The organism is Polaromonas sp. (genome assembly GCF_029945925.1).
Classification (GTDB): Bacteria; Pseudomonadota; Gammaproteobacteria; order Burkholderiales; family Burkholderiaceae_C; genus Polaromonas.
In genome coordinates this window covers 14110-26581 of the sequence record NZ_JAQSDN010000035.1, presented here as the reverse complement: position 1 = coordinate 26581, position 12472 = coordinate 14110, and the positions used below count along the sequence as shown (strand labels likewise).

General features: G+C 60.9%; 13 protein-coding genes and 1 pseudogene. 5 read left to right on the top strand and 9 right to left on the bottom strand.

Translation table 11 applies throughout. The features are described from left to right. Positions 1 to 35: 35 nt before the first annotated feature. Genes PSV40_RS09035 through PSV40_RS09015 form a run of 5 tightly spaced genes read left to right on the top strand, consistent with a single transcriptional unit; the run spans position 36 to position 4623 of the window. A complete protein-coding gene (locus tag PSV40_RS09035) occupies positions 36 to 272 on the top strand; it encodes a hypothetical protein (protein WP_300537067.1) in 237 nt (78 codons plus the stop codon). Beyond that, the gene (locus PSV40_RS09030; protein WP_300536722.1) at positions 244 to 1536 is read left to right on the top strand and encodes an IS5 family transposase; all 1293 of its coding nucleotides are present in this window, start codon (positions 244 to 246) and stop codon (positions 1534 to 1536) included. The genes PSV40_RS09035 and PSV40_RS09030 overlap by 29 nt, the downstream gene beginning before the upstream one ends. After that, entirely contained in the window at positions 1533 to 2825 is a 1293-nt protein-coding gene (locus PSV40_RS09025; protein ID WP_300536720.1) for a M24 family metallopeptidase, read from the top strand. Before PSV40_RS09030 ends, PSV40_RS09025 begins: the two co-directional genes overlap by 4 nt. Continuing rightward, positions 2822 to 3817 carry a PDR/VanB family oxidoreductase gene (locus tag PSV40_RS09020; protein ID WP_300536718.1) on the top strand — a complete coding sequence of 332 codons (996 nt, stop codon included), beginning with the start codon at positions 2822 to 2824 and terminating at the stop codon, positions 3815 to 3817. Before PSV40_RS09025 ends, PSV40_RS09020 begins: the two co-directional genes overlap by 4 nt. Next, a complete protein-coding gene (locus PSV40_RS09015) occupies positions 3814 to 4623 on the top strand; it encodes an aspartate dehydrogenase (protein ID WP_300536716.1) in 810 nt (269 codons plus the stop codon). Before PSV40_RS09020 ends, PSV40_RS09015 begins: the two co-directional genes overlap by 4 nt. A gap of 12 nt (positions 4624 to 4635) precedes the next feature. Here the strand turns inward: PSV40_RS09015 and PSV40_RS09010 are convergent, their stop codons facing one another. From PSV40_RS09010 to PSV40_RS08970, 9 genes and pseudogenes are all read right to left on the bottom strand, one after another. Next, entirely contained in the window at positions 4636 to 4917 is a 282-nt protein-coding gene (locus PSV40_RS09010) for a hypothetical protein (RefSeq protein ID WP_300536714.1), read from the bottom strand. A gap of 233 nt (positions 4918 to 5150) precedes the next feature. Further along, positions 5151 to 5426, bottom strand: a pseudogene (locus tag PSV40_RS09005) (substrate-binding domain-containing protein); the annotation flags it as partial. Positions 5427 to 5500: 74 nt separating this feature from the next. Further along, complete coding sequence (locus PSV40_RS09000) at positions 5501 to 6955, bottom strand: aldehyde dehydrogenase family protein (RefSeq protein ID WP_300536712.1); 1455 nt, start codon at positions 6953 to 6955, stop codon at positions 5501 to 5503. 79 nt (positions 6956 to 7034) lie between these two features. Next, positions 7035 to 8597 carry a UxaA family hydrolase gene (locus PSV40_RS08995; RefSeq protein ID WP_300536710.1) on the bottom strand — a complete coding sequence of 521 codons (1563 nt, stop codon included), beginning with the start codon at positions 8595 to 8597 and terminating at the stop codon, positions 7035 to 7037. Positions 8598 to 8675: 78 nt separating this feature from the next. Then, on the bottom strand, positions 8676 to 9854 hold the full coding sequence (locus PSV40_RS08990; RefSeq protein ID WP_300536708.1) for a fumarylacetoacetate hydrolase family protein: 1179 nt from the start codon (positions 9852 to 9854) through the stop codon (positions 8676 to 8678). Positions 9855 to 9893: 39 nt separating this feature from the next. Then, positions 9894 to 10220: an NIPSNAP family protein gene (locus tag PSV40_RS08985; protein ID WP_300536706.1), complete on the bottom strand. Its 327-nt coding sequence runs from the start codon at positions 10218 to 10220 to the stop codon at positions 9894 to 9896. Beyond that, positions 10217 to 10999, bottom strand: coding sequence for a transporter substrate-binding domain-containing protein (locus PSV40_RS08980; protein ID WP_300536705.1), 783 nt, complete (start codon positions 10997 to 10999; stop codon positions 10217 to 10219). The genes PSV40_RS08985 and PSV40_RS08980 overlap by 4 nt, the downstream gene beginning before the upstream one ends. 45 nt (positions 11000 to 11044) lie before the next feature. Further along, positions 11045 to 11773, bottom strand: a complete 729-nt coding sequence (locus tag PSV40_RS08975; protein WP_300537044.1) for an amino acid ABC transporter ATP-binding protein — start codon at positions 11771 to 11773, stop codon at positions 11045 to 11047. Between the two features lie 21 nt (positions 11774 to 11794). Then, positions 11795 to 12466 carry an amino acid ABC transporter permease gene (locus PSV40_RS08970; protein ID WP_300536704.1) on the bottom strand — a complete coding sequence of 224 codons (672 nt, stop codon included), beginning with the start codon at positions 12464 to 12466 and terminating at the stop codon, positions 11795 to 11797. Positions 12467 to 12472: the final 6 nt, after the last annotated feature.

Sequence of the window (12472 nt, the reverse complement as noted above, 5' to 3'; positions counted from 1 at the left end):
TGCGTTACGGGCCGATGGGCTAGGTAAAACCGGCATTGCTCGATGCCAACGGCCAGGTACGCGACCTGTCGGGCGTGCTGGCCAACATCCCGGCCGACACCCTGTTGCCGGCATCGCTGGAGAAGGGCGTTGTTGCACGGATGCCCGGCGGCGGCCTGTTAGGCTCGTCGGCCCTGATCAAAACAGCTGACCAACTGCATGCCCAACAAACACAACGCCAAGTGCCGCCACCATATTCCGAAGATGAAGTTCACGGTATGCAACTGGCGTGAGTACGATGCGGCACTTCGCGCCCGCGGCAGCCTGACCATGTGGGTCACTCCTGAAGCAATTGATCTTTGGGCAGCCCTGCCACGCACCACGCGTGGCGGACAGAGTTTCTATTCGGATCTGGCGATCGAAGTCAGCCTGATGTTACGCCTGGTGTTTCGCCAACCGCTGCGACAAACCGAAGGCCTGATGGCATCGATCTTTGAGTTGCTTGGCGTGGATCTGAAAGCCCCCGATCACAGCACTGTGAGTCGGCGCGCCATGAGCTTGGAGTCGATTTCCAAGCGGAGCGCACTACCCGCAGAGCCTGCACACATCCTGATCGACAGCACCGGGCTGAAGGTCTTCGGTGCGGGCGAATGGTTGCAGGAAAAACATGGCGCCAAAGCGCGCCGTAGCTGGAGAAAGCTGCACTTGGCGGTGGACGCCAGCACTGGGCTGATAGTGGCCTCGATGCTGACAGAGCAGGACGTCGATGACCCGTCCCAGGTTGGTCCACTGCTCGATCAAATCGAACATGAGATTGGCCAGGTCACTGCCGATGGCGCCTATGACGGGGATCCGACCTACGAGACCATTGCGAAACGTGACCCACAAATTCAAGTCGTCATACCGCCGCGCGTAACCGCGCAGCCAAGCGCGCACTTTGAAGCTGAACCAACACGGCGAGACACGCACCTGCTCATGATCCAGAGTCTGGGCCGACTCGGCTGGCAGGAGTCCCTCTTCTGGTGGGTGCCGATCGACGACGAGCTGCACATGCAGTTCAGCCTGCACCGTGTGCCCGTGCAAGGCGAAGCCGCCGATCGCATCGGCCAGCGCCGCCAGCAGCGCCGCTCGGAGATCGACCTCGCTCACCAGGACGTGTGCGAGCAGGTGCTCGGCGGCAAGCTGCGCCTGCAAGACGTGGACAAGCGCCGCGTCGACCTGGTGCGATTGCAGGACGACATCGGGCAGATCGGCCAGGGCCGCATCGCGAACCGCGGCGCCGAGCGGCTGGGCAGCGCCGACGTCGGCGTCGGGGCCGTGCGCAGGCTGTGGCGGCGCGAAGTCGGCCGGTTGCAAAAGGACGAGCCGGTGAAGGCGTGGGAGCGCAACGCCGACCTGGTGCCCAACGCATGGGGGCTCGTCGGCGCGCCGCCGCAGAAGTTCGGACTGGATGACACCACGCGCGGCCTGGTGGCCGTGGTCGATGTGCGTCCTTTTGTCGAGATCGATCGTCACCTGGCCGCGTTGGATGGCGCGACGGCGAGGAGCTGCGCATGACGTTCAGCGGACTGCCCCCGACGGCGCTCGTGCCGGTCGAGGCTGGGCCCGTGCTGTCGCTGAAAGAACGAGACCGGCGCTGGAACGGCTTGCGCGCGGAAATGCGCAAGCAGGACGTGCAGGCGCTGGTCGTCGGCAGCTTCCAGGGGCGCGAGCGGCTCGAGAGCTACCTCATCGACGACTTCCTGGATTCGGTGGCGATCCTCACGCACGACGCGCCCGTGACGGTGGTCACGTTCTCGCCGTCGCGCCTGTCGCGCGTCTACGAGAGCGAGCGCCGCGGCATCGAGCCGTGGGTGACCGACTACCGCATCGCCGGTGGCGGCGCGGGCGTCGGCGCCGTGCTGCGCGAGCGTGGACTCGATCGCGCGCGCATCGGCATCGTGGGCTACGGCCCCACCGCGCCCGGCGAGATGGAAGGGCAACTGCCGCACGGTTTCCATCGCTCGCCGTCGGGCAGCGTGCAGCAGGCCGAGCTCGTAGACTTCACGTGCGCGTACACCGACTTCATCCTGGTCAAGAGCGACGAGGAACTCGCGCTGCTGCGCTTCGCCGCGCGCGTGAGCGAGCAGGCCAGCCATGTGATGGCCGAGGTGGCGCGTCCCGGCGTGTCGGAGGCGCTGATGTATGCCGAGGTGCTGCGCGAGATCCATCGGTTGGGCTGCGACAGGCGCTATCCGTTCATGAGCCTGCAATCCGGCGCGGACAACATCGCGTGGGGTGCTCCACGATGGACCCTGCGCGCGGAGCCGCCGCGCATCCTGCAACGCGGCGACGTCGTGCAGACCGAAATCCACACGCTCTATGGCGGTCAGGAAGCGCAGGTACAGATGTGCGTCGCGCTCGATCCAGTGGACCCCGTGCTGCTGCGCTGTGAACAGGCGGCGCGTGCATCCTACGAAGCGGGCATCGCGGCCGTGCGACCCGGCGCCACTTTCGCCGACGTCGTGCACGCCATGGAGCGGCCGCTCGCCGAAAGCGGATGCTGGTCCAAGACGCCTCTGCTGCATACGCTGACCTTCGGCGCCACCGGCTTCACGCCCGTCAACCGCGAGCAGCTTGCGGGCACGCGCGAAGGGGCGATCGAAGGCCCCGTGAAGGCCGGCATCCGCCGGGGCGACCTCGTGCTGCGCGAAGGCATGTCGCTCGAGCTGGAGCCGAACGCCTGCCTGGGCACGCGCCGCATCAACATCGGCGCCGGCGTGATCGTCACGCGCGATGGGTGCGAGGAACTGAACCGCTTTCCCACGCGGATGTTCCATGCCACGGAGGACGTAGTTCTGTCATGAATGCGAATGCCAGCCAACTGTTGGAGCTGCGCCTCGCGGCCATCCGTTTCGCGGCGCAGGACATCAACGTCTATGTGTTCGAGCGCGGCGACGGCGGCGAGCTGCCGCCGTTCGAAGCCGGCTCCCACGTCGACCTGCACCTGGGCAACGGCACCGTGCGGCAATACTCTCTGTGCAACGACCCCGCTGTCCGCGATCGCTACGAGATCGCCGTGCTGCGCCAGCCCACGGGACGCGGCGGCTCCAAGGCCTGGCACGAGCTCGCCCGCTGCGACGCGACGTACCGCGTCTCGCGGCCGCGCAATCACTTCCGGCTGGTCGATGACCGCGCCAGCTTCCTGTTGCTGGCAGGCGGCATCGGCATCACGCCGCTGCTGTCGATGGTCCATGACCTGGAGCGGCGCAGCGCCCCCTACACCCTCCACTACTGCGCACGCAGCGAGGAGCGCGTGGCATTCCGCAAGGAGCTGGACCGTGCTGCCGTGCATGGCAAGGTCGTGTTCCACCTGGACCAGGGGCCCGACGCGAATCCGCTCGACCTGGCCGGATTGCTCGCGCACCAGAACGTGGGCGAACACGTCTATTGCTGCGGCCCGCAGCCCTTCATCGATGCCGCCGCGCAGGCGTCGCGCGACTGGCGCGAGGGCTTCTTCCATGTGGAGTGTTTTACTCCCGTGGTGCCGGCGCCCACGCCTGCACCGGCAGCGGGCTCCCTCGCATCCGCGGACGCAGGCGGCTTCACCGTCGCGCTCGCGCGCTCGGGCCGCAAGGTGTTCGTTGCCGACGGCGTGTCCATCGCCCATGCCCTGCAGGTGCAGGGGGTGAACGTGCCCACGTCGTGCGAACAGGGCATCTGCGGCATGTGCCAGGTGACGTACCTGGAAGGCACGCCCGAGCACCACGACATGGTGCTGCTGGACGACGAGCGCGAGCAATACCTCATGGCCTGTTGCGCGCGCTCGCGCACGCCCGAACTGGTGCTCGACCTATGAGCCGGCCGCCTCTTCGCATCGGGGTGATCGGTTGCGGCGCGATCGGCCACGAGCTGGTCCAACTGCTGCAGCGCGAAGCCGGGATTTCGGTGGAGGCCATCGTCGTGCGGCCGCAGCGCCTTGAGGAATGTCGCGAAGCCATGCGCGGGCTCCAGTTGGCCGACAAGGTTTGCACGCAGCTGCCCGAAGGTATCGACCGGCTCGTTGAAACCGGCGGCCACTCCGCCATCGCGCAGCACGTCGTACCCGCGCTCGCCGCCGGCGTGCCGTGCGTGCTCGCCTCGGTGGGCGCGCTGGCGAGCGACGAACTGCTGGCGCAAGTGCGGCAGGCGGCGCGGGACGGCGGCACGCAGGTGCAGATCATTCCCGGGGCGATCGGTGGCATCGACGCGCTGGCGGCGGCCCGTCTTTGCGGGCTCGAGCACGTGCTGTACACCGGCTCGAAACCGCCCGCGGCCTGGCGCGGCACGCCGGCCGAAGCGGCGGTCGATCTGGGCAGGATCAATCAGCCCACGATGGTGTTCGAAGGTTCGGCACGCGATGCGGCGCGCCTGTATCCGCGCAACGCGAACGTCACCGCGACCATCGCGCTGGCCGGCGTGGGTTTCGATGCGACGCGCGTTCGGCTCGTGGCCGATCCGGCATTGCGACGGAACACGCACCGCCTGCATGCGAGCGGCAGCTTCGGAGAAATGGATATCCAGCTCGCCAACGAGCCGCTGCCCGCCAACCCGAAGTCCTCGGCGCTGACGCTCTACAGCGCGCTACGCGCCGTGATGAACCACGTGAGCGTGCTGAGCATCTAGGCGCGTGCGCGCTCAGTCGATCGTGAGCTTCATGGATTCCACGTTGCTGCGCCATTGCCGGGCTTCGGGCGAGATCAACTGGCGGAAGGCCTCGGGCGTGCTCCACTGAAGATCCAGCCCCTGCCCAGCGAAAGTCGCGACCAGTTGGGGTCCCCTCGTTTTCAGTGCAATAACTGGCGGTTCGCAAACCCAGCACTGGCGCGGGGGTGGTGTGGGTAGATCGTTGATTTCATTGCTTTTCCTGTTCACTTTCAAATCCGGGATTCGTGGCTGCAAGTGGTCTGCAGCAGCCATCAAGTGGCGTGCAGCGGTCACAAGTGGTAGCCCGCATCCATCGTCAGCCAGACTTCAAGATGACTTTGCCATCCGCTTACACTCATCCGTTGACAGGGTTGCATCAAGCTCCAGACTCGCGGCCAATGCCTTGGCATCAGCAAGTGAAAGTGTCCGGCTGACTCGGAGCTTTTTGTTCTGAAAGTCCTTGTACAGCGCAGCATTTACCCACCCTCTGGATACCTATACGTAGATCAATCAACTCGTCTTCGTCGATTGCTGGGAGCTGGACCAGCGCTGCGTCTCTTAATGAGTTGGGTCGGAAGAACGTCTCGGGTAATTGGATTTACACCCCGTGATTGGATACGTTCCAGTAACCTTCTTGCGGCTGTGCGGGCCATTTCTTTTACCGGTTGCCGAAAGGTTGTCAGCCCAATGAGAGGCGAACCGGAAAGTGGAATGTCATCAAAGCCAATTACAGAAAGCTGCGCCGGAACACCCACACCAGACTGACATGCTGCCTCCAGAACACCCCCGGCGCGCCGTAAGCCGTCAGCTTGTGGACCTTAATTGTCCATCACAAGTGGCGATAGGTAGTCCCGAGTCAGGCCAGTGTATAAGCCGTTTTCACCGTCGTGAAGAACTCCTGCGCATATTTACCCTGCTCGCGCGGGCCATAGCTCGACCCCTTGCGTCCACCGAAAGGCACGTGGTAGTCCACCCCGGCGGTGGGCAGGTTCACCATCACCATGCCGGCCTGGCTGTGCCGCTTGAAATGGGTCGCGTATTTCAGTGAGGTCGTGGCAATGCCCGCAGAAAGGCCGAACGGCGTGTCGTTGGCCGTTGCCAGGGCGGCGTCATAGTCCTTGACACGAATGACGCTGGCCACCGGGCCGAAGATTTCCTCGCGATTGATGCGCATGGTGGATGTGCTTTCACTGAAGAGCGCTGGCGCCATGAAGTAGCCTTCGGCACTGCTGCCAGTGTGGCACTTGATGCGCTCACCGCCAAACGCCAAGGTTGCCCCTTCGACCTTGCCAATTTCGATGTAGCTCAAATCTTGCTCAAGTTGCGCTTGCGACGACACTGGACCTATGTCGGTTCCCGCGGCGAGCGCGTCACCTACCTTGATGCGTTCCATACGTTCCTGCAACGCCTTGACGAAAGCGGGGTAAATGCCTTCGGTCACGATCAGCCGGCTTGAGGCGGTGCAACGCTGGCCGGTCGAATAGTAGGCGCTCTGCGCGCTCAGTTCAACTGCCTGGGCCAGGTCGGCGTCGTCCAGAATGACTTGCGGGTTCTTGCCGCCCATCTCGAGTTGCACTTTCTTGAGACTTTTAGCGCAGGCCTCGGCAATTCGGCTGCCCACACCGACCGAGCCGGTGAAGCTGATAGCGTGGATGCCGGGATGGTTGACCAACGCTTCGCCAATGATCCGCCCCGGTCCCATCACCAGGTTGAAGACGCCAGCGGGAATGCCTGAGCGCGAGATGATCTCGGTCAGCGCCCAGGCGCTGCCGGGCACCAGGTCGGCCGGCTTGAGCACCACGCAGTTGCCAAAGGCCAGTGCGGGTGCGATCTTCCAGGCGGGAATGGCAATCGGGAAATTCCAGGGCGTGATCAGGCCCACCACGCCGACGGGCTCTCGGGTTATCTCCACGCCGATGTTGGGGCGAACCGAGGGCAGGATTTCCCCGGACAGGCGCAGGCACTCGCCAGCAAAAAACTTGAAGATCTGGCCGGCGCGGGTGGCTTCGCCAATGCCTTCGGGCCGGGTCTTGCCTTCTTCGCGCGAGAGCAGGGTGCCCAGCTCTTCGCGGCGTGCCAGAATTTCAGTACCAATCTTGTCGAGGGCATCTGACCGGGTCTGGATGCCCGAGGTAGACCAGGCGGGAAAAGCGGCCTGCGCCGCCTGCACCGCTGCATCGAGGTGGGCTGCGTCACCCTGGGCGTAGTCACCGACGACTTCTGCCAGATTGGACGGGTTCCGGTTGGGGGCGGTCGTGGTGCCGGGAACCCATTGGCCGCTGATAAAGTTGTGGTGAATGGGGTTTGTCATGAATATCCTCTAAAGCTTCTTCAGTTCGTGAGTCATCGTTTGTTTGGTGAAGGCTGCTTATGCTCCTGAATCTCCGGCATCAGGTAATCACACTAAGCTGCCACGGCACGAATTCATTCTGTCCATAACCGTGTGTTTCACTGCGCGAGCGCTTCCCTGAAGCGGTGTCCAGCATCAACCGGAACAAGCGCTCCCCCATTTCCTCGATGGTGGCAGTTCCATCAAGCACCTCGCCGCAGTTGATGTCCATCTCATCAGACTGGCGGTTCCGCAGCGCAGTGTTGGTGGCGAGCTTCACCGAAGGTGACGGCGCGCAGCCATAGGCAGAACCTCGCCCGGTGGTAAAGCAGATCATGTTGGCCCCGCCAGCCACTTGCCCTGTCGCAGAGACCGGATCGTAGCCAGGAGTGTCCATGAAGACCATGCCACGAGCCCGGACCGGTTGCGCGTATTCGTAGACATCGACCAAGTTGGTTGCTCCCGCTTTAGCGATGCCGCCGAGTGATTTTTCCAGCACCGTGGTGAGGCCGCCAGCCTTGTCGCCGGCCGATGGGTTGTTATCCATCGACGCACCGTTGCGCGCGCAATAAGCTTCCCACCACCGGATGCGCTCTACCAACTTGCGGCCGATTTGAGGCGTACTGGCGCCGCGTGTCAGCAGGTGCTCGGCGCCATAGATCTCGGGCGTCTCCGACAATACAGCGGTGCCGCCATGCTGCACAAGCAGATCGACTGCAACGCCGAGCACGGGATTGGCCGAAATGCCTGAGTAGCCGTCAGAGCCGCCGCATTGAAGGCCGACCGTAAGATTACTAGCGGGCACCGGCTGTCGCTGTACGTCGTTGGCTTCCGGCAACATCTGACGAACCAGGTCGATACCACGTGCAATTGTCATGGTGGTACCCCCGCTGTCTTGGATTGTGAAAGACCTCGATCTGGAATTTTCTTTCAGCCCTTGAGTGGCAAGCAACCGGGGTATCTGATTGGTTTCGCAGCCCAATCCGATCAGCAGCACACTGGAGAAGTTGGGATGGCAGGCGTAGCCACCCAGGGTGCGCTGCAGGATCGCCAGCCCTTCACCCTCAGGATCGATAGCCCAACCCGCGCCGTGGGTCAATGCGACCACGCCATCCACGTTTGAAAATCCGGCGAGTGCATCCGGATGGATGTCGCGCCGAAAGTAGTCAGCGATTGCTCTTGCCACCGTGGCAGAGCAATTAACAGAGGTCAGGATGCCGATATAGTTGCGCTTAGCCACGCGCCCGTCCTGCCGAACAATGCCCTGAAAGGTTGCCGTTTCTGGGGCCGCTTGGGTCAGCCGAGCCTCTGCACTGAACGCGTAGTCCATGGCGAAGTCGCCCATTGCAAGGTAATGGGTATGCACATGTTGGCCTGGATGGATCGGCTTGCTCGCGAAGCCGATGATCTGTCCGTAACGTCGAACCGGCCCCCTGAGCTCGATTGTCCGCGTGGCAACCTTGTGCCCGGGGGGAACCAAGCCTGTGACCGTGATGCCCTCGCTGCCCAGACGGCAACCGGAGACCAACTGGTCAAGTGATATCACGACGTCGTCGTCTGGATGCAAACGGATGACACGCGCACCGCTCTGAGCGGACGGTCGCGAGGGAGAGGTGGGGGGCACGAGGGGTCCTTTGCAGATTGATGGCGGGTGCCTGTAAAGGCGCGTCTACTTTGGCTCGCCAAGCCTGATGGGCTCGATCTAAATGAGCCGACGGCCAGACAAGCTGCGCATCAACTGGGCGATTCCGAACGTCCATGGGGCAATTTTGTCGCTGTGGTTCACACGATTTACCAGCGTTCCAAGCATCGGCGTCGTGATGCTCACGATATCTCCAACGACGTGGGTAAATCCCTGTCCAGGGCTCAGGCGATCCGCTGTCGGCGAGAACATCGTTCCCAGAAAGAGCATCATGCCGTCGGGATACTGATGGACAGGACCCATGGCGTGTTCAACCAGCTCTTCTGGATCGCGGCTGATCATGGTCATCGAACTCTTGCCCTGCAAGATAAACCCTTCCTCGCCGCAAACTTCCACAGACAACTCACACCGACGCACATCATCGAGAGAAAAACTGTCATCGAACAGGCGGATGAAGGGACCAATGGCACAGGAGCCGTTGTTGTCTTTGGCCTTTCCAAGCAGCAGCGCGCTACGTCCCTCGAAGTCCCGCAGATTTACGTCGTTACCGAGGGTCGCACCGACAATGCGTCCGGCCCGATTGACCGCCAAAACAATCTCCGGCTCTGGGTTGTTCCATTCTGATTTCGGGTGAATCCCTACTTCCGATCCAGTCCCCACCGAAGAAAGCGGCTGCGCCTTGGTAAATATCTCGGCGTCCGGCCCAATGCCGACTTCAAGATACTGGGACCACATATCCTGAGAGATCAGAAGTGCCTTTAGCTTCTGCGCATCGGTGGACCCGGGCTTGACAGCTGGCAGGTTCTCCCCGATGACTTGAGCGATCGAGGCCCGAATCGCCTCGGCGCGGCCAGCGTCACCCTGCGCCTGCTCTTCAATGACTCGCTCTAGCATGCTTGCCACAAAGGTCACGCCACTGGCCTTCACAGCTTGAAGATCACAAGGTGAATCAAACCGCAGCATTGCGCTTTCGGCTTGGTTCCATTCGGAATTCAGAAGAATAGTTCTGGTGTCACCGAGCCGCGGAAAGCGGCTGATGTCTGCGACGGCACCCACCGCATCGGACATATTCAACAATTCACTGCACGTCACCGCAGCGCTGGAAATGTCGAAGACGCCCTCAGTAGTGACGCGCACCAGTATGGGGCCAGCCGCGTCGGCGCTCCAGACCCGGCCAATCAGCGTGGCGGGTGAACTGTCTTGCGGCAAGGTGTGGCTAAGCGCGAGATGTTTTTTCATTGTGGGTGAAATTGATTACTGAGTTGAATGCGCAGTAATTTAGCGAATAGGAGAATAAGCCGTCGGCTCCAGCAGCTGGTTTTCAACCTTCGCCACAATAGGCGCCTCGGCGTCGTGGCGTGCCCGTTCGCTGAGCCACTCGGGGTCACCCGAGAAGGAACTCCAGATCCGCTCTCGATCTGCCAGGCTCTTCCATTGCAGCATGAAGGTAAGGGTCTGGTTGCTGGGTCCGACCAGCGTCGTCCAGAACCCTACCGCTTCAATGCCGTGCTTTTTCCAGAGACCCAACGTGACCTCTTCAAAGCGTTTATGCAACGCTGGTAGGCGTCCTTGGGCGCAATGATAGATACGGAGCTCGAAAATCATTTCGAAAGAGGCGGCAAATCCGCGCCATGGAATTCCTTGAAAATTGCGCCTAACTTGCCATTGCTACGGTTCGTTTTGACCCACTCATTAATCCAGGCAAGCATTCTCTCTTCGCCCTTTGGAATACCAATACCAAGTTCGAAGGTTCTCAAAACGAATTTCGTTTCCATTTGGCGATCAGGACTTTTGGTCTGAATTGCCTTTAAAAGAGTTGTCGCCGTCGAAACGATTGGTGTCTGACCGCTAACAGCGGCGGTAACCAAGGTGGCGTCGTCGTCAAACCGAACGATCTGCGCGCCAACGGCCATCTTCATCAGTTCTGCCTCCTGTACATTCCCGCGCGTGATCGCGATCGACTTTCCCGCCAGGTCCGGATAACCTTTGATGTTTATCGACTTCGGAGCGGCAACAACAATCTGAACTACCGAATACGGAGTCGAAAAGTCAATCACTTTGGCGCGCTCCGGACTGATCGAAAGCGTGGCGATGGCGAGATCGGCTTTTTTTGTTTGAAGAAACGGGATCCGTGTGGGCCCGGTCACTGGAACAATTTCCAGCTCAACGCCAAGATCTTTTGCGAGCAGGCGCGCCGTATCCACATCAGAGCCGAGCGGCTCCATCTTGTCGTTCGTCATGCCATAAGGAGGCAGCGCGAGCTCAATGGCGACACGCAACTTCTTCGACTGCTTCACGCTGTCTAGCATGTCTGCATTGGCCGAAAATGCGGCGACGCTCATCGTCAGAAAAACAAGGCTGCGTTTGATGTTAAATTTAATCACTAGTTTTCTCCTGGTTAAAGTAGGTTTATTCACGGGCAGTGCGCTCTAGAGCGCACTGCCTACAAATTTTTTGAGCTCGGAAGTCTGCGCGTTGGAAAGGATGTCGGCAGGGCCTGTCTCCCAGACCTTGCCTTGATGCATGAAGATCACCTGGTCTGCAACCTTGCGTGCAAATGCCATTTCATGGGTAACCAAAATCATCGTCATGCCGCCCTTGGCCAAGTCCTCCATCACCTGTAGGACTTCGCCAGTTAACTCGGGATCAAGCGCGGAGGTCACCTCGTCAAAGAGCATCAGCTGCGGCTCCATGGCAAGTGAACGGGCAATCGCCACGCGCTGCTGCTGTCCACCGGACAATTCCTCCGGGTAGGCATCCAGCTTGTTTTCCATACCGACCCGCTTCAGGACTTTGCTAGTGACCAGCGCGGACGCGTCCCGCGACATCTTCTTGACTGCGCGCAGGGCAAGCGACACATTCTGCTGCACCGTTAGGTGCGGAAAGAGGTTGTAGCTCTGAAAGACGATCCCGACATCGCGGCGCAGTTTCTTCAGATCCAGCTGACTGCTTGCCAGTTGGTGTCCGCAGACATCGATGCTTCCGGAGTCGATGACCTCCAGACGGTCTATGCAACGCAAGGCCGTGCTCTTACCGGAGCCGCTTCGACCAATGATCGCGACTACTTCTCCCCTGCGTACTTCAAAAGAAATGCCCTTGAGCACCGGCGTGCTGCCGAAGCTTTTTTCAACGTTATCGAGTTTGACGATCACGTCCATTTCCTTATCCTTGTCCATTCTTCATCCTTCAATGACCATTACTTTTCGGGTCCGACCCAGTTTCCGTTCAAGCGATCCGCTCCAGCGTGAGAGTGGATAACACAGTGCAAAGTACATGAGAGCCATGAGCGAGAAAATCAGGAAAGGCTCGAATAATGTGTTGTTGACGACCTGGCCAGCTCGGGCCAGTTCGACGAAACCCACAACAGAGGCGAGTGAGCTGTTCTTGACGATCTGGACCAGAAACCCGACTGTCGGAGGCGTGGCAATCCGTACTGCCTGGGGAATAATGATTTGAAACATGCGCTGGGTCGAACTGAAGGAAAGGCACTCCGCGGTCTCCCATTGCTCAGCTGGCACAGCCTGAAGTGAGCCGCGCCAGATCTCTCCGAGGTATGCACCCGCATAGATAGTCATCGCCAGCGAAGCAGCAACTAGGGGCGGAACATTGAAGCCGAGCACACCTAGCCCAAAGTAGGAGAGAAACATCAGAATAAGCAGTGGCGTTCCCTGAACCAGCTGAATGTAGGTCGTCAGCGTCCATCTTATTGCCCGGTATGGAGAGATGCGACCGAGCGCCAATGCCAGCCCAAGCACGCCCCCACCAATAAAACCGACAGCAGATAGGCCCGCTGTCCAAGCTGCACCATGAAGCAGATAGACGAAATGGTTGATGTTGAAGTCGTTGTTCATTGATGA